Origin of the sequence: Chlamydia sp. 16-02 (assembly GCF_042235055.1) — a bacterium.
Lineage (GTDB): Bacteria > Chlamydiota > Chlamydiia > Chlamydiales > Chlamydiaceae > Chlamydia.
In genome coordinates, this window is sequence record NZ_CP114172.1 from 1,139,914 (window position 1) to 1,158,428 (window position 18,515).

Below are 18,515 nucleotides of genomic sequence, written 5' to 3' on the forward strand. Positions count from 1 at the left end.
AAGTTCTAAGAAAAAGCCAAGAACGATCACACACATTTTTTGTATATTAAAACTGATTGTCAGTATCAATAAATGTTGAGGAAACTTGTAGGTTTGTTTGAAGATAATGTGCGAGAGCTTTTGGTCCTACTTTTTCTGTTGCCGTATGACCAAAGGCTAGAAAATGCACATGATTTTCTATGGCCATTGACCATGCAGGTTCATCAAAATTTCCCGTGATGAAACAATCAATTTTACAAAGAATAGCTTGAGATAGCTCTTTGTAAGCTCCGCCGGAAATTAATGCTGCTGAGGAAATGGTTTGCGGACCACCAAGTGCTTGAGCTTTTATTGGAGACTGGTAGTAATTAGATAGATTTTCTACAAAATTATCTATAGATATTGGGGTGAAGGATCCTTGAACTCCTAGATAGGGAAGAGAGCTGCCAAATGGCTTTAAGTTTGTCCATTGTAAATCGCGAGCTACTTTCCAATTATTTCCAAGGATTGGATGCGCATCTAGGGGTAGATGATAAGATAATAACTGTATGTTATGCTTGATCAGGAGTTGTACACGCTTATAAAGCATTCCTGTAATAGGATAGGGCATTCCTTTCCAAAACAGTCCATGATGAACAATCAATATATTAGCGCCTAGTTTGACAGCTGCTTCTATGGTTGCTAGGTCTGCAGTTACCCCAACAGCTATCTTCTCAACATTCGTGTCAAGATTTCCTATTTGTAGTCCATTAGGGCCATAATCCGGAAATGATTCCGAAGAGAATAGATCGTTTAAATAGATAAGAAGATCGGTAACGTTCATGAGAAGATAATAGTTATAAGAAGTCATTATTAATTCATAAATGCACATTCTTGACAATCTTTACCAAGATATAGAGATATTACGATTATTTTTTTCTTATGTGATGGATCAGATTCTTCAAACTTTCATAGATAAACTTATTTTTTTTCTACCCAGACATCTCTCATAAGTAATTCTCTAATATATTGTTTATTAATCTCTTAGTTTGTTTTTGTTTTGCAAAATAATTTCACAGATAAAAATATAGATTCACTAATTAGTTAATTATAAATAGACTGCTTACCCTAATATATCAGGGCTTTTTAATTTAACTTGTTGCACCCCTGTCATTGGATAAGAAAACTATTCTTGATAGTCGTGGATCAATGAGTTGTCACAATACATTTTTTTTCTGTGTTAAATCATCTCTAGTTGATGATTGTTCATATTCTTGTATTTCACAGCGCTTGTATAAGCATGCTGTAGTTATATCTAGCGTTTTTTTGCGATCATATCTCTTGTCTTGGCTTCTGTTGTTTTTAGTGGAATCTCTGAGCCAATAATAATATTAGGTTTAGTAATCTCTTTAGTGCTTTGTGGATCTGTATTAATCTCTACTTTGTATTATTCTAGACGCCCTCATGTTATTATAACGCCTGTTATTGATCCTGGTATAAGTAGTTCTATTTCTCCTTCTACTGAAGAGGGTTCTTTTTTTGAGGATTTTACAGAGGTTAGTCCTAGCTCTACATTAGATTCTCAATTTGCTGCTGAAGCATCTTCTCAGGAAGAAATAGATCCTGTTTCAGAATTGCTTTCCGAAGTTGTTTCTATTGTTGCATTGGATTCTGATGTTGTTCATGAGGCATCTTTTGAAGAAGAGAGTATTTTTTTTGAGGATTCTGTAGAGGTTGGTTCTAGAGATACATTAGATTCTACAATTGATGGTGTGGAACCTTCCGATAACGATTTTGTTTTAGCTGAAACACCAGAATCATATTCCGAGAATGCTACCGCATCTATGTTAAATTCTAATGTTATTCGTGAGGAATGTTTCGATGAAGAATCGACTTCTATTTTAAATACCGCATTTAATTTATCTCCCTTGGTTGCTAGTGATGTCTCTACTAGAGAGGAAGATAGTTTAGAAATAGATATGGACTTAAGTTCGTTATACGATAGTCAATTAGCAATCAATACGGAGGCTGCTGTTGACGTTGCAAACTGTGTAGATGAAAGAAAGCTTATTCCACAAGGATTTCTTGAAATAGTAGAAAAAAATTATCCTAGAATTATCTATCAGATATGTATTGACGAGAGCTTAACAGTTCAAGAGCTACGCCTTCTTATAGAAGGCTTGATTGAGAATAGAAGGCTTGAAAATTATCCTGAAAGTCTCAGGATAAAATTACAAAGTTTCGGTTTATCTATTATAGAACTTAATTGTCATAATATTGAGCTGCAGCTCTTAGATGAAATTTTACTAAAGGAGTGCCCTTTTTATTTTCTCAATAAGTTGATTGCATTAGGGAATAGAGAATTGCCTGCAGCAGAGAGAATATCTCCTGCTGTTTATTGGACAAGTCGTTTAGGGTTTGTGAGTCAAATGGATACGATTTTCATTCCATCCGTTTGGATTTTATCTCGAGTAGCAACTCGAGAAGAATATGTGACGTTATTCGATCATGCTAAAAATAATACATGGAATCAAACTCAGGATTTAATTTCTGATTTGCAGAATCGTTTGATGATCTATTTAGATAGTGAATATAATCCAAGCTTTTCTTGCACGAAGAGTAGTGTTCGGTGGGATTTAAGAACTTCTTCTTGGCTTTTCTACCTATCTAAACACGGATTGAGTTGGGAACAGTTACAGTTATTTAGAAAAATAGATAGCCGTTCTGTGAATTTCCTTTGTGAAATTGAACAGCAAGGTCGAGGGGGACATTTAGCAAGAAATATGGTCTCTGTTTTCGCATATATCAATGAGAATCAAGAAAACTTCGATTCAAATATTGCATTATTTACATGGGAAGAATGGATGAGGGATTATTCTGAGAGTACTAAAAGAGGCGAAAGGTGGAGAACACACGAATCAACCATAAGGTTATTAAATGCTAAACGAAATGAATTAGATTCTCTTAAGGAGACTTCATTTGATTGCGAAGAGTTAAGTGGGTTGCCATATTATACTTATGATTTCTCTACAGGAGAAAGACGGACTCTAAGCTAACTAATTTTACATTCATTTAGTATCAGTTCTTGATTGTTATAATTGTCAGTTTGTAAAGAATCTAGGGTCTATAAATACTTAAAGAATAAGTAGATCATTTTATATTTTTTTTGAATTGCTAATATTTAGATTCACTTTCTGATTGAGGACATAATGCAAAAATTTGTCGCAATACATTTTCTTTTGGGTATCTAAAACACTCTCCTTAATATTAGGGCCTTAGCTATTTTATTATGTCAATGATACAGGATTATATGAGAATATTCCATGAGTCTTATTTTTGGAATAGATAGGGATAAAGGAACAAAGGCTCTAGCTTGATTTTCAAAATAGTATGGAATTGCTGAGAATAAGATTTTTTGTGTGATTGGGAATGTAGTGTGGCCAGTTCTATTGCTGATGTGGTCTTCCCAATAGTTGGAGAAAACACCTGACTTCGTTACCTAATAGATAAGTTGAATAAGGCTGCCCATTAGTCAGTAGGTTGTGTTTAATTATTCTTTCTATCACTGGCTATTCCTATTATTTATGAGATAATTCATTTGGCATTACGTCCTTGTCTACTTTTTAGTTTATGCTTTGGTATTTTCTTAGTTTCTATAGGAATAGCATCATATTTGAGAAGGGAACCTTCTATTCCTAAAGGTTCCCTTTCTGTCATTCGTCAAGCTTTTCTTAGCGTGATTTATAAGTTGATTCTTCAACAAAGATTATAGCTACATGAATTATGGGATGTTTCATTATGGTTGATTTCGGGAAATTTTATTTTCGACCCATCCGGAGAAGTTCGGCTTTGAGTGTTTACAAATAGCTTGTGGGGAAGTTGATCTTCTAGATTTAGAAGATCTTTTACCTATACATTGTCCTTTTTATTTAATCCAATTAGGTCCTAGGGAATTTCCTGAGTTAGAGGAGTTAGATCCGCCAATTTATTCGCTAAGCCGTTTAAGTTTGTCAGATAGTTTGGATACCGTATTCCATCTCTCTACGTATGGATGTTTGCGCAATCTATTCTCAAAATGAATATGAACAATTGTTACTGCATGCTAAAAACGCTACCTGGGATCGTGTTGAACATATAAGAGAAGATCCCTTGTGAGGTAAAATAGCTACACCCGGGCTACTATATCTATGTTAGCACGGTGTAACTTGGGAACAACTGAAACTTTGTAAGAAAATCTACATGAAATCGGTTAGATTTCTTTATGATTCAGAAAGATCAGATGAAGGTAGAGATCTTGGACGAATAATCAACTCTACATCGAATTATATTCACGAAGATAATGAAGAGATTGACTCCTTCATGGCTCTTACCTGGGAGGAATGGAGCGAGATTGTCAGGAAAATAGTGGGCATCCTAACTGGTGCTATAGATTTTTTGAATAAAATCGAGCGTGAAGAAGGTTTTCCTTATTATACAATAAATAGAACAAAGAGAGGGAGGGGAATCAATTAAATCTTTACTATTTCTTAATCTATTGAACTTTAATATGTTAAATGGTTAGTGTATTTCAAGTTTTTTGTTAAAATGAGAGTTCTTCCTTCTCTCTTAGAGGAATTTTTTAGTGAGGTATTTATGCAGGAGACAACCCCCCCCCCCCCCTTAGGGTCTAAATTAATGCAAGAAAGAACTTCTTTTCATTGTCTTGCAGAGAAGTTATGTAAAAATGCCTAAAGATATAGAGTGTGAAAACTTGTGCCTTATACATCATTTGGACATGTCTATGAGGGGGAAAGTTTTAATGAAGCTGGGAATCGCCCTATTCCCCCATATTGATGAGAATGATCCGAAAAATTTCGATCCATTCATTACTTTACTCACTTTTGATGAGTTGTGGGAAGATTATAAACATAATCAGGATAAACCTCCCTGGAGCTTCTATGATGCGATAATCACACTTTTAAATAAACGGAGTATAAATCCCGTACAAAAGTACAATGATGAAGCTACTCTTTTAGCTTTTCAGTATGACATAGATAAACTTACAGGAAATAGGTTGCTTGTAAGGGTTGATGACATCTGATTTGTAGGTTTTTTTATATGTTATTATTGTCAATAAGTTGAGTGAGTTAATGAATTTAATAAGTACACCTTCACATTCTGGTTCCAATGAATTCCCAATAATTAAACAAAATAGCCAATCGTGCTTAACAGATAAGTTGCGTAAGTACGCTTTAGTTACAACCAGTATTTTTTGTTCAGCTGTTGCTATTGCTATGGTAGCTATAGTTGCCTGTGGATTTATACAGCCTATAATTCTTGCCTGTTTATTAGTGTCTCTTATTGTTGCTGGAGTGATGTTGGTTTTAATGACCCGTCATATCCGTGACATGCGACCAGTACTTCCCTCAGGTTTTCTTAATGTAATAAAAAAAGAATACCCAGAAGCGCTTTACAACTTGATTATTCAGGAGAGATTGACTCTACAAGAGCTGCGTGTTGTTCTTTCAGGTTTATCTTCTGGAACATTTACTTTTCCTTCGAGCAAATGTCAAAAGAAGCTAGAGAGATTTGGTTTTGAGCGTTTGCAAAAAGCTTGTGAAGGAATTCAATTACCCGATTTAGAGAAGATTCTTTTGAAGAATTGTCCATTTTATTTTGTGAATAAATTTATTCAATTAGGTCCTAAAGAATTTCCTGAAGCGGAAAATATGGATCCTGAGATTTATTGGGTGTGTCGTACGGGGCTAGATTCTACGTATAATACCGCTTTTGATCCTGATGTATGGGTATTAGCTCATGTGGTCACTCAGGAAGAGTATGAAATGCTATTGATGCATGCAAAAAATAATACCTGGGACCAAGTTAGCGAGGTTTTTATTGCTCAAGAATTAAATCCTCGACTTAGAAAATTTATAGAAACTGCAAATGTTGAAGGTTTTCATATTGACAGGGATATGTTGTTGGGAGGTCTGATATTAAAGTGGTTGTTAAGATTATGTAAACACGGAGTCTGTTGGAAACAGTTGGAACTGTTCAAGGAAATAGAGTGCAAACACGTAAATTTATTTACTCTATTTGACTTGGCAGCTAGAAATTTGAATATCATGAGGTTAATGCTTGTTATTGCTCCCTATATCGATGAGAATAAGGAAGGATTCGATCCGTTTATTACTCTAATTACTTGGGAAGAATGGATTAGAGAATATGAACAAATAAAAGGAGCTAATTTCTTTTTCGGTAGGACTTTAAAGTTTTTAAGTAAGAACAGCCGTAAGACATTAAAGGATCCACCATCTTTTATAACTCCGGTATATTATATAAATACTCATACTGGTAGTAGAGTTTTGGAAGAAGATTCTGAAAAAGGAAAGAAGTTTTTTAATCCATAATGCCTTCTACCCCTATAATTTAGTTATCGTATCATGAATCTAGCCCCCCCCCATTCAGATGCCAGCGCTTCTTTGCCGATAGCGCAGGCCTCTTTTAAGAATAAGTTATATAAGAATATAGCGTTAATAGGAGGTGTTTTTTGTTTAGCCCTTTCCACGGTATTTGCAATTACGCTAGCTTGTGGATTTACACAGCCTATAATTCTTGCTTGTTTATTAGTATCAATCATTGTTGCTGGAGTAATGTTAGCCTTGGCAATTCATCGTATAGTACGCGGTGATATGCGCCATTCACTTCCCTCAGGCTTTCGTTCAGTAATTAAAAAAGAGTTTCCAGCAGCTGTCTATGATCTGGTAGTTCAGGAGAGACTAACTCTTCAAGAACTGCGTGCTGTTATTTTAGGTTTATCTTCTGGGACATTTACTTTCCCATCGATAGCATGTCAGGAGAAGGTAGAGAGATTTGGTCTTGAGCGTTTGCAAAAGGGTTGTGAGGGGATCGAATTGCCTGATTTAGAGAAGATTCTTTTAAAGAATTGTCCATTTTATTTTGTTAATAAGTTCATTCAATTAGGTCCTAAGGAATTCCCTGAAGCGGAAAATATGGACCCTGAAATGTATTGGGTGTCGCCAACTGGTTTGGCGGATAGTCCTGACATAGCGTTACATCCTTTTATTTGGATTCTTGCAAGAGTTATTTCTAAGGAAGAGTATGAAACACTACTATGTCATGCACAAAATAATACTTGGAATGAAGTCAGTAATTTAACCAAAGAAATAAAATCCCGCGTCAAGAATAGTTTGAAGGAATACGATGTTAGCGGACTTGGTGTGAAAAGAACTAGTCTCATGGTCGGTTCTCCGTGGCTATTACGCTTATGTAAGCACGGAGTCTGTTGGAATCAATTACAGTTATTTAATGAGGTAAGTAGTCAAAGTATCAATTTATTGAATGCTTTTGATTATTCATTCAGGGGTCTGAATCTCCAGCGATTGTTATTTGTCACTTCTTCCCGCTTAAAGGAAGATTCTCAGGATTTTGATCCGGGAATTGCTCTGCTGACATCAGAGGAATGGATTAAAGAATATGAAAAGAATCGAGATAAAGACGATTGGAAGCCTTTTAATGGTACTATAGATCTTTTAAACAAGCGTGGTAAAAAAATCTTTATAGAATTAGACAATGAGGGACTTCCTGTGGTTTTTAGATATGACATGAATAAGTCTACTGGAGAGAGAATTCGAAGGAAACGGCTCTCCCTCGATATTTAATTTTAAAAATGCTATAATCGTCTTTTAGTTTGTTTATTTTTAATAATTTAGAGGGCCATGAACCCATCAAGTATATCTTCACATTCTGGCTTAAATGGATCTTCAATAATTAAACACAATAACCAACCTTGTGTAAGGAGTAGGCTACATAAGTATACTTTAATTATAACTAGTATTTTTTGTTCCGCGGTTGCTATTGCTATGGTGGCTATAGTTGCCTGTGGATTTACACAGCCTATAATTCTTGCTTGTTTATTAGTATCAATCATTGTTGCTGGAGTAATGTTAGCCTTGGCAATTCATCGTATAGTACGCGGTGATATGCGCCATTCACTTCCCTCAGGCTTTCGTTCAGTAATTAAAAAAGAGTTTCCAGCAGCTGTCTATGATCTGGTAGTTCAGGAGAGACTAACTCTTCAAGAACTGCGTGCTGTTATTTTAGGTTTATCTTCTGGGACATTTACTTTCCCATCGATAGCATGTCAGGAGAAGGTAGAGAGATTTGGTCTTGAGCGTTTGCAAAAGGGTTGTGAGGGGATCGAATTGCCTGATTTAGAGAAGATTCTTTTAAAGAATTGCCCATTTTATTTCGTTAATAAATTCATTCAATTAGGTCCTAAGGAATTCCCTGAAGCGGAAAATATGGATCCTGTACTTTATTGGGTGTCTAGAACCGGATTTTCCTCTACTTGCAACACGGTCTTTGATCCTAATGTCTGGTTATTAGCTAATGTAGTGACTCAAGAAGAATACGAAATGTTATTGATACATGCGAAAAATTCTACTTGGGATCAAGTTCGAGAAACTTTTGTTAGAGGCGAACTACGTAATCGAATCGAAGCACTTATAGTCACGGCGGATGTAGAGCACTTCGATACGCAAAGAGAATCTCTGAAGTTATGTGTTGGTGGTTTAGGTTTCACATGGTTACTATATTTATGTAAGCATGGAGTTTGTTGGGAGCAGTTACAGTTGTTCAGAGAGATTGAGTGTAGGCATATTAATTTTATATCCATGTTCGATGTATCATCCAGAAGTATGGTGACTACGAGGTTGATTTACAGCATTGCTTCTTATATTGATGAGAATAAGGAATTCGATCCGTTTATTGCTCTAATTACCTGGGAGGAATGGATCAACGAATATGAGAATAATAAAAACAATCGTCGATGGCGTTTCTTTGACGGGACCACGAAGTTTGTAAATAAACAAAGTAAGCGTGTTTTAAAATACAACCAAGTTCCTGAGACCCCTAGCTATTCTATAGATAGCCGTACGGGTAAAAGAACCCTTGATTATGATCCTTCCGATAGTGGGAAAGATCAAGAAATAGAATAAGATTCGTGCACCTTATTCCTTTATCCCTTTCGTTGCTTAAGGATAATAGAGGTGTGTGGATAGATGACAGACGTGTCTTATTGTATTTACATTTTTTAGCAGCTAAACAACAGTTCTGATCGATACTATGACTGTGATAGGTGTTCCCCCCATTCCATCAGTGGTTAAGCAAGATGGTAGAATATGTCTTTTCTTAGATATCTTATATAAGAACTCTCTACTTATTAGCAGTATTTGTTGTTTATTTCTTTCTACCGTTTTCATGACATTAATTGCTTTCGGGGTGACTCAGCCCGCAATCATTGTATGTTTAACGGTATCTTTTATTCTCTCTGGAATGCTTTCAGCATTGATTTTGCATCGTTGTGCAACACGAGATTCAAGGTTGCCTATACCAGAAGGTTTTCGTTATGTAATTAGAAAGCATTTTCCTAAAGTACTTTATGATTTGGTTATTGAAAAAGGGATAACGATTCAAGAGTTGCGGGTTGTTTTATCGGGGTTGCATTCGGGATATTTTACTTTTCCATCGACAGCACGCGATGAGAAGGTAAAGAGGTTTGGTCTTGAGCGTTTGCAAAAGGCCTGTGAGGGGATCGAGCTTCCTGATTTGGAGAATCTGCTTTTAAAGCACTGTCCGTTTTATTTTATGAATAAATTTATCCAACTAGGTCCTAAGAATTTCCCTGAATCAGAAAATATACCTCCTGCTATGTACTGGTTCTCTCATACAGGTTTGTCAGATAGGCTAGATACCATATGTCATCCTTATATTTGGATTCTTGCTCAGGTAATCTCCCAAGATGAATATGAAACTCTACTTCTACACGCAAAAAAAGGAACTTGGTTTGCAGTTAAAGACTTGGAGGAAACGGTAATCAATAAAATCCGTATGCATATGAGGAATATTTTTCTAGATAAGTCATGGGTGGAAACAGAGAGGTTATTTACATGTATTAAGTTGCCCTGGCTATTATATGTATGTAAACATGGTGTTAGCTGGGGGCAACTAAAGCTGTTCAAAGAAATATGTTATGATGATGTGAAGTTCCTAAATAAGATTAATAGGCTAGGTGGGGGCATGAACCTAATGAAATTAGCGGCTACAGTTGCTCCTTATATTAATGAAAATAGAAAAGGATTTGATCCATATATAACTTTGCTAACCTGGAATGAGTGGAGAGAGGATAAAAAACACGCTAGCTATGATAGAATAGTAGACTTTCTAAATAGCCATAGTAAAAACCATTTAACGAAACAACTTGTCTTTAAAATTCCCTGTTATTCTTATGATTCCATTACTGGAGATCGTAAATTTAAGAGATGGCTGAAAATCACGAGTTAAATTCTTTTTAAATGTTCTTCCGTTATCTCGATTCACAGATTAGAAAGAGTTGGATTTATTAATTGTTTTTACCCGTGTAAATTGATATAATTTTTCGAATTTATTGGATTAAGTAGGGCGTGGATTATGAATCCTATACAGACTTCCCCTCTCCCAGGATCTAATGCTTCCTTGATATTGATAAGAAAAGACGGGGACACAAAGCCTTGTGTAACCGAAAAGTTGCGTAAATGTGCTGTAGCTATAGGTAGCCTTGCTTTCCTTGCCACATTTACAGCTTTTATTATTATGGGATTGACCCATTTTTCCATTGTTTTAGGTTTAATAATTTCTCTAGTTCTTTCGGGAGTAATGCTTGCATCGTTATATCGTTTATACCTTCCATGTCGAGAGAAACTGCCTATTCCCTCGGGATTCCTATCGGTAATTAAGCAAGAGTTCCCTAAAGCAATTTACGATTTAACTGTTCAGGAGAAGCTTACTCTTCAAGAGCTCCGTATTATTCTCACAGGTTTATCTTCCAAAACATTTACCTTTCCTTCGTTAGAGTGCCAGGAGAAGATAGGGAGATTTGGTCTTGAGCGTTTACAGAAGGCTTGTGAGGGAATTCAATTACCACATTTAGAAAACCTACTTTTAAAACATTGTCCTTTTTATTTTATAAAAACGTTTATTCAGATCGGTCCTAGAGAGTTTCCAGAAGCTGAAAATATGAATTCTGAAGTTTATTGGTTATCTCGTACAGGATTAACACACCGTTTAGATACAGCTTTTCATCACTATATCTGGATTTTTTCTAAAGTGGTTTCTAAATCTGAATATGAAACTCTATTAAGTCATGCTCGAAATAATACTTGGGATGAAGCATCTCCTATGGTTGAAGAAGTGCGAACCCGACTTATAGGTCGTACACCAAATGAGCCTGTGGAACATTTTCATATTGATAGAGCTTGGCTATCCCGTTGTTTTAGTCAATTCTCTCTAGAATGGTTGTTGTACTTCTGTAAGCATGGCGTTTCTTGGGATCAACTACAGTTGATTAAACAGGTAGAATGTAGGGATATGATCTTCCTTTCCATGTTTAATGATGCCAACGGAGGTGCAAATTTAATAAGGCTTATCCTTTCTATATATCCACATATTCAGGAAGATCATGATGAATTTGACGCTTCTATTATGCTACTTACCTGGGAGGAATGGATTGATGATTATGAGAAAAATAAAGAGAATCGCGACTGGCGTTTCTATGATAGGACGATTACCTTCTTAAATGGACGTAGAGGAGAATCTTTAATGAGAAAAGAGCCTCCACATATTCCTATTTATTCAATAGATAGCACAACAGGAATGAGGATACTCGAGTAATATACTTTCTAAAGAGGTGTCTTGAATTTATTTTTTTGTTATTTCTCTGATTGCAGCTAATAATTTTTTTAGATTGTTCTAAGAAATAAAAGATCCCGAGATAGATTGATTTTGCTTGTTGTTTTTAATTTTGGATGTGATTAAAAATCTTCGGATTTTTTTTTATTGCTAAAACTTTAGAAATAACTAGGTGGGTTATGACTTTAAACAACATATTCCCTCATATACAATCTCCTTCTTGTTTACCCTTAATGAATCTAGGAAAGAAAACACGCGGCGTATTGGATACATTGTGTAAGCATGCTATAACTATAACGGGCATATTTTGTCTTATCTGTGCTGTAAGCTTGCTGTCGGTAGTTATCTATGGATTTGCTCATCCCCTACTTGTAACGGGTGTAGCTTTATCTTTAGTTATTGTGGGAATAGTAAGTGCTTTGGCATTACGCTACGCAATGCGTGAGTTAAAACATCCTCTTCCTTCTGGGTTTCGTTCTTTGATAAAAGAAACTTATCCCCAAATTATTTACGATCTCGTGTTTACGAAAGCTCTTACCTTTAGAGAGTTTCGTGCTGTTGTATCCGGATTATCCTCAGGAAATTTTCATTTCCCCTCTGAAGACTGTAAGAATAGAGTAGAATCATTTGGTTTTGAGCGTTTGCAAAAGGCCTGTGAGGGTGTAATGCTTCCTAATCTAGAGAAGATCCTCTTAAAGAATTGTCCTTTATACTTGATAAATAAGTTTATTCACCTTGGTCCTATAGAATTTCCTGAGGCTGAACATATGGAACCTACTGTGTATTGGGTGAATCGAGTAGGTTTATCAGATATAAACCAAACAGCATTTCATCCTTTTGTTTGGTTATTAGCACGTCTTACTTCTGAAGAAGAATACAACATACTATGCCAACATGCACGAGACAATACTTGGCGAGATGTACGTAGTCTTGTTGAAGCGTTATATACACGATTTAGAATGTATTTAGAAAATGAAAATGTAAAAGGATTTGAAAGAAGAGAATCATGGTTATTAGAGGATCTCAATGGGTCTCGAGCTCCTTGGTTGCTGGCATTATGTAAACATGGGATTACATGGGAGCAATTACAGCTGTTTAAAGATATAGAATGTTGCCAACTCAGCTTCCTTCACACTTTCGATACATCTCGTGTTGGAGGTATTCTTATGGAGCTATTACTCGTTGTTTCTCAATACATCAATGAGGAGAATATAAAAGATTTTGACCCTCATATTACTTTACTTACATTGAAAGAATGGATGCACTTCTATCGCCACGACTCGCATCGTCTTTACGGTTTTCATAAGGGGGTCTTGGAATTTTTTAACAAACACAGTAAACATAATCTACAAAAACCGAAACTTTCTTCGTTTCATCTTCATTACTATCTCATGGATCCAAATACGGGAGTAAGATATCGCTAATCAGCAACCATTATTAAATAGGAATGGTGACTCTGACTTGATGTTCTAGTATTGATTTTCTTAAGTATTTAAGAATCAGTTTTTATATCTAGGCTCAAAAAAATTATTCTATTATCAATTACTATTTTATCTCCTAAGTGATTAATACATAATTTATACCTAAAGATATTGTGTTAGCATTGAAAATGAGACTAGATAATCAAAGACCTATGGGCTCTCAGGTAGGAAATAGAGCTACCACGCCCTCTGTTTCTAATACATTTGCTAAATCTAAAATTTCCTACGCTTTAATAACATTAGTCACACTATTTGCCATTGGGATAATAGCTCTTTCTGTTGCTATTCCTGTATTGGGCTTAACAATTAGCTTAGGGCTGCCTTTAATTGCTGCAGCAGCTTTTGGCTGTATTACTGCATTAATTGGGCTACAGCGTATTCATGCGCATAGAAGAAACCGTATTGTCGAAAATAAGAACATCCCTAATAAATTACGTGAGAGAATTTTTGCTAAATATCCTCGAGCTTTCGTATCTCATATAAATAAGCAAGATGGTTCTACAGCTACAGTTTGTGTGTTAGATAAATACAATTTATCATTTGCTCAGCTTTATAGATTAGGGGTTTTAGCTTCGGGAGCAGATATAGATCCCTTTACAGATTCTCAAGAATTAATCGCAGCCTTTAATAGTTTATCTCAAGAATCTCGAGAAAATTTGAAAACCCTAATGCGTAATGGTGAATTGGATTTAGATTCTATTATTGAAGAAAATTGCCCATGTTATTGGCTGGAAACTTTTTCTTCTAAGGTGCTTCAAGATTATAACAGTGATATCTTAAATAGTTTAATCACTGGACAGATGGCATTTTCAGGAATTTTTCACCCTCAATATTTACCGGTATTTTCTTCAATAAGCATGCAAGACTATCGAACATTATCTGCAGCTATGGATCAATCCATGTATACTATCTGGAAAGAAGATGTTAATGTAAAAGCCATAATAGATACAGCCTTGGCCACACAACCTTCTTTATCTAGAGCAGATAGAGAAGAGTTTCTGATTTGGCTATATTCAGGACTAGGGATTTGTACGTTAAATACAGAAGCAAAAGCTTTGCTAAAAGATCTTAGCGATCGTAAAGGTCAGTACTTAAATAAATTTTCAAAAAAACAGATTTGGAATCGTATTTTAGATATATCTACAGATATCGATGATGTTGAATTTCAACCTAGCCTTGCTTATAAAACCTGGGAAGAGTGGGTATAAAGCAGTTATATTTTTGATATAATATTCAAGATAATCAAAGCTACTTTTTAACCTATATGCGGTTTACCAATATCCTCATTTGACCTTGCAAATATGATTATATTAGTATGACTTCGGCTTTTATTTTTTATCTGACATGTCGAGAGTTCTCGATATAAAAGCTATGGAGAATGAAACAAATAGAGGTGTTGTGAAAGAAGATCCCTATTTAGAAGTAAAAAGACATTTAGCTCGTGAAGCTGCTGCTTTAGTAACCTCCGGAATGCTTTTGGGATTGGGGAGTGGTTCAACCTCTAGAGAGTTCATTAAGGCTGTTTCTGCAAAGCAAAAACGGGAAAACCTAGATATTCGTGCTGTAGCGTCTTCAAAAGAATCCTACTCTCTAGCAAGTAGTTTAGGTATTCCTTTGATTGATGATGAAGAATTCACTGAAACAGATCTTGCTGTTGATGGTGCTGATGAGATAGATCCCCAACTGCGTATGATCAAAGGTGGAGGTGGAGCTATGTTTCGAGAAAAGATTCTACTACAATCGAGTCGGCGATGTTTAATACTTGCTGATGAGAGTAAAAGTGTTGAGGTCTTAGGAAAATTTGGTGTGCCTGTCGAGATTAGTCCTTTTGGAAGGTCTTCTATTGTTGCTGCGTTGGCAAATCTTGGATATCAGGGGAATTTAAGAAAGAATCCTCGCGGAGGACTTTTTATTACTAATAACGGGAATTATATTTACGATATTCATACCCCGAATGTATATCCTCATCCCGAGGAAGATCTTCTGAAGCTATTACAAATTCATGGTATTATTGAAGTGGGGTTTGTTATAGCAAATGTAGAGGTATGGTTTGGTTATACCAACGGTCAGATTGGTAAGAAGATTACTGGTAAAGTATGAGTATAGAGAAAGAATTGCTCCAAGATACCCCTTTGGTTTTACTTAACTTTTACAAGTTAGTTAGCTTTTGTCATTACGCAGGAATTATCTTGGGTACCGATGAGAAGAAATTTGCGATATACGGACATGTATCGATGGGACAAGCATTTCAGAATTCTGATCCCTCACACTTTTCTTTATCACGACCACTAACTCATGATCTCCTAAATTTTGTTTTCTCAGGTTTTGATATTCATGTAGCGCGTGTTGTCATAAGTGATTACAAAGATAATGTATTTTACACACGCATGTTTTTAGAGCAAAAACAAGGAGATTTTCTCTATATCACAGATGTTGATGCTCGCCCTAGCGACAGTATTCCCTTAGCGCTTACACACAAAGTTCCTATTCTTTGTGTGAAATCTGTATTTGATGCTGTCGTAGCTTACGAAGAATAAAATATCACGGTATCTTATGGCAAAAATTCCCTATGCTATTTTAGAGAAAGGTTCATTGTTATTGGCTTCTCCTGATACGGATCAGGGGGTCTTTGCTCGCAGTGTAATTTTATTATGTGAGCATAGTCTTAATGGTTCGTTTGGACTGATTTTAAATAAGACATTAGGCTTGGAGATATCAGATGATATTTTTACTTTTGATAAGGTGTCTAATAACAATATCCGTTTTTGTATGGGAGGTCCCCTACAGGCGAATCAAATGATGCTTTTGCATTCCTGTTCTGAAATTCCTGAACAAACATTAGAAATCTGTCCTTCTGTATATTTGGGAGGAGATCTATCTTTTTTACAAGAGATCGCTGCTAGTGATACGGGGCCTACGATAAATTTATGTTTTGGTTATAGTGGTTGGCAGGCAGGACAATTAGAAAGGGAATTTTTAGACGGGAATTGGTTTTTAGCTCCTGCAAGTTATGAGTATGTATTTGCTGATAATCCTGAAAATCTTTGGTCTATGATTCTTAAAGATTTGGGAGGGAAATATGCATCGCTATCAACAGTCCCTGAAAATCTTTTGCTGAATTAGACTTTAGTTTTATTTAATCTTTAGTAAGTCTTTTTCTAGGTTTTAAAGCGGCTATGGCTCAGAATAATCCCGGATTTTTTAGGGGGTTATATGGCGGTTATTGATGAAACAACAATGACATATGCTGATGCTTGTCGCTATTTTCCTGGAGGAGTAAATTCTCCAATACGTGCATGCATTCCTGTAGGGATTGTTCCTCCCATTGTCTATAGTGCTTCTCGAGATATTTTTATAGATAGTTTCGGAAAAAATTTTATTGATTTTTGTGGATCTTGGGGATCATTAATCCATGGCCATAGCCATCCAAAAATTTTAGATGCGATTTGTACTGCAGCATCTCAAGGGACCTCTTATGGCCTCACTTCAGAAAATGAAATTTCTCTAGCAGCTACCTTACTGTCTTGTTTGAAGTTACAAGATCATAAACTACGTTTTGTTTCTTCAGGAACGGAAGCTACAATGACCTCTGTACGTCTTGCTTGTGGAGCAACTAAACGCTCGGTGATTATTAAATTTTTGGGATGTTACCACGGACATTCTGATATTCTATTAAAAGGAATTTCTATAGATGAGAGTAACCTTATGGAAGTTTCTCTTATCGTAGATAGATACTTTTCTTCGGATCCTTGTCTACCTCTTACGTTAATTTTACCCTACAATGATGTAAAAATTTTTGAAGAAGTAATGCAGAAAATAGGAGAACGTGTTGCTTGCGTGATCTTCGAACCTATAGCCATCAATATGGGTGTTATTCTTCCAGAATCTGGATGGATTGAGAGTATTATAACTACATGTCGATGTTATTCAGCTTTATCGATTATGGACGAAGTCGTCACAGGATTTCGTATGGGAATTCAGGGCATGCGTTCTATCCTCGATGCGATTCCTGATATTACTGTATATGGTAAGATTTTAGGTGGAGGTATGCCTGTCGCTGCACTCTTAGCTCATGAAAGTATTATGGATTATTTGATGCCTTTGGGAACAGTATTTCAAGCAGGAACTCTATCAGGAAATCCTATTGCTATGGCTGCAGGAAAAGCGTCTGTGGAGCTTTGCCAGGAGATAGATTTTTATCCCAGGTTGAAAAAGCTCGCAGAAGAGTTCTTATCTCCTATAGAAGATACAATCCGTTCTAAAGGATTCCCAGTCACATTAGTAAAAGCGGGTTCTATGTTCTCATTATTCTTTAGAGAAACACCTCCGAAGAATTTCTATGATGTGCAGCAATGTGACCAGGAAACATTCGGTGTATTTTATCGGTATGTATTTTCTCAAGGGGTGTATTTATCTCCTGCTTCTATGGAAGCGAGTTTCATTTCTGCTGTACATAGTAAAGAAAATCTAGCCTATACGCAAAATGTGCTTATTGATAGTTTAGTGAAAACATTCGAAAGCATTTAAGATAAAAGGTTTTCTCAAGGTTTTGAGGATATGAGCATGGAGGCAAAAAAACGTTCTCGTATTTTCCGTATACTATGTTTATTTCCTTTGGAATTAGGCAGATGGATAGGTTTTACCTGTGCGGTAATAAAAAGTTTCTCATGGAAGAAAAGTTTATTTCAGTCTGCAAGTATACAGGGGTATGATATTGGTGTTGCCTCCCTGCCTGTAGTTATGCTTACAGGAGCTGTTACGGGAGTTGTTTTAGCTCTACAATCCTATTATCAATTAGGTGTTCATGGCTTATCCTGTGCTATAGGATTTTTTGTTGTAAAAAGTATTCTAGTGGAAATAGGTCCCGTACTGACTGCTCTTGCTCTTTCTGGAAGAGTAGGAGGGGCAATTTCTGCATTCTTAGGAACTATGCGCATGACTGAACAAGTTAGTGCTATGGAAACTTTAGGGGTGAATCCTTTAGCCTATTTTGCACTACCAAGAATCATTGCGGGCATTATTGCTATGCCCGCGTTGGTAATTGCTGCAGTGTGGTCAGGAATTTTTTGTGGCTATTTACTATGTCGTTATGCCTTCCAACTTCCTGCTCAGGTCTATTTACATATGGTATCTGGAAATGTATTTGTATCCGATATTGTAATGGTAATTGTTAAATCACTAGTATTCGGATTTATTATTACGTCTTTAGCCTGTTATCAGGGATTAGGGAAGCATTGTCGCATTACAAATGTGGCGAAGGTGACTACAGCAGGAGTTGTTACTTCGTATATTTCTATCTTATTTGCTAATTGCGTGATTACATCATTCTTTCATGTTCTAGGTTACTAG

Annotated in this window: 17 protein-coding genes and 1 pseudogene; 16 read left to right on the plus strand and 2 right to left on the minus strand. The window is 36.0% G+C overall.

Going from position 1 to position 18,515, the window contains the following annotated elements:
* Positions 1–46: 46 nt before the first annotated feature.
* A complete protein-coding gene (locus tag O1W70_RS04950; protein WP_213242011.1) occupies positions 47–802 on the minus strand; it encodes a Nif3-like dinuclear metal center hexameric protein in 756 nt (251 codons plus the stop codon).
* 568 nt (positions 803–1,370) lie between these two features.
* On the opposite strand from O1W70_RS04950, the gene O1W70_RS04955 reads away from it, so the two are divergent.
* On the plus strand, positions 1,371–3,014 hold the full coding sequence (locus O1W70_RS04955) for a DUF1389 domain-containing protein (protein ID WP_213241145.1): 1,644 nt from the start codon (positions 1,371–1,373) through the stop codon (positions 3,012–3,014).
* Positions 3,015–3,552: 538 nt separating this feature from the next.
* Here the strand turns inward: O1W70_RS04955 and O1W70_RS04960 are convergent.
* Complete coding sequence (locus tag O1W70_RS04960; RefSeq protein ID WP_332381505.1) at positions 3,553–3,675, minus strand: hypothetical protein; 123 nt, start codon at positions 3,673–3,675, stop codon at positions 3,553–3,555.
* 98 nt (positions 3,676–3,773) lie between these two features.
* Here O1W70_RS04960 and O1W70_RS04965 point away from each other — a divergent pair, with 98 nt between their 5' ends.
* The 15 genes and pseudogenes from O1W70_RS04965 (at position 3,774) to O1W70_RS05035 (ending at position 18,515) form a co-directional block, all read left to right on the plus strand.
* Entirely contained in the window at positions 3,774–4,037 is a 264-nt protein-coding gene (locus O1W70_RS04965) for a DUF1389 domain-containing protein (protein WP_213242009.1), read from the plus strand.
* Between the two features lie 127 nt (positions 4,038–4,164).
* Positions 4,165–4,470, plus strand: a pseudogene (locus O1W70_RS04970) (DUF1389 domain-containing protein); the annotation flags it as partial.
* A 268-nt stretch (positions 4,471–4,738) separates the two neighbouring features.
* A complete protein-coding gene (locus O1W70_RS04975) occupies positions 4,739–5,038 on the plus strand; it encodes a hypothetical protein (protein WP_375797222.1) in 300 nt (99 codons plus the stop codon).
* Positions 5,039–5,087: 49 nt separating this feature from the next.
* The gene (locus O1W70_RS04980) at positions 5,088–6,347 is read left to right on the plus strand and encodes a DUF1389 domain-containing protein (protein WP_213241139.1); all 1,260 of its coding nucleotides are present in this window, start codon (positions 5,088–5,090) and stop codon (positions 6,345–6,347) included.
* 33 nt (positions 6,348–6,380) lie between these two features.
* Complete coding sequence (locus O1W70_RS04985) at positions 6,381–7,619, plus strand: DUF1389 domain-containing protein (protein WP_375797223.1); 1,239 nt, start codon at positions 6,381–6,383, stop codon at positions 7,617–7,619.
* Between the two features lie 57 nt (positions 7,620–7,676).
* On the plus strand, positions 7,677–8,957 hold the full coding sequence (locus O1W70_RS04990; RefSeq protein ID WP_213241136.1) for a DUF1389 domain-containing protein: 1,281 nt from the start codon (positions 7,677–7,679) through the stop codon (positions 8,955–8,957).
* A gap of 127 nt (positions 8,958–9,084) precedes the next feature.
* Entirely contained in the window at positions 9,085–10,302 is a 1,218-nt protein-coding gene (locus O1W70_RS04995) for a DUF1389 domain-containing protein (protein WP_213241134.1), read from the plus strand.
* 126 nt (positions 10,303–10,428) lie between these two features.
* Entirely contained in the window at positions 10,429–11,667 is a 1,239-nt protein-coding gene (locus O1W70_RS05000) for a DUF1389 domain-containing protein (RefSeq protein WP_213241132.1), read from the plus strand.
* 197 nt (positions 11,668–11,864) lie between these two features.
* Positions 11,865–13,109, plus strand: coding sequence for a DUF1389 domain-containing protein (locus O1W70_RS05005; RefSeq protein ID WP_213241130.1), 1,245 nt, complete (start codon positions 11,865–11,867; stop codon positions 13,107–13,109).
* Positions 13,110–13,294: 185 nt separating this feature from the next.
* Positions 13,295–14,374 (plus strand): DUF1389 domain-containing protein, encoded by a 1,080-nt coding sequence (locus O1W70_RS05010; protein WP_213241128.1) that lies wholly within the window; start codon positions 13,295–13,297, stop codon positions 14,372–14,374.
* Between the two features lie 190 nt (positions 14,375–14,564).
* Positions 14,565–15,266: a ribose 5-phosphate isomerase A gene (gene rpiA / locus O1W70_RS05015; RefSeq protein WP_213242003.1), complete on the plus strand. Its 702-nt coding sequence runs from the start codon at positions 14,565–14,567 to the stop codon at positions 15,264–15,266.
* The gene (locus tag O1W70_RS05020) at positions 15,263–15,703 is read left to right on the plus strand and encodes a bifunctional nuclease family protein (protein ID WP_213241126.1); all 441 of its coding nucleotides are present in this window, start codon (positions 15,263–15,265) and stop codon (positions 15,701–15,703) included. Before rpiA ends, O1W70_RS05020 begins: the two co-directional genes overlap by 4 nt.
* A gap of 16 nt (positions 15,704–15,719) precedes the next feature.
* Complete coding sequence (locus tag O1W70_RS05025) at positions 15,720–16,289, plus strand: YqgE/AlgH family protein (RefSeq protein WP_213241124.1); 570 nt, start codon at positions 15,720–15,722, stop codon at positions 16,287–16,289.
* Positions 16,290–16,379: 90 nt separating this feature from the next.
* Positions 16,380–17,693, plus strand: a complete 1,314-nt coding sequence (locus O1W70_RS05030; protein ID WP_213241122.1) for an aspartate aminotransferase family protein — start codon at positions 16,380–16,382, stop codon at positions 17,691–17,693.
* Positions 17,694–17,729: 36 nt separating this feature from the next.
* Positions 17,730–18,515 (plus strand): ABC transporter permease, encoded by a 786-nt coding sequence (locus O1W70_RS05035; RefSeq protein ID WP_213242001.1) that lies wholly within the window; start codon positions 17,730–17,732, stop codon positions 18,513–18,515.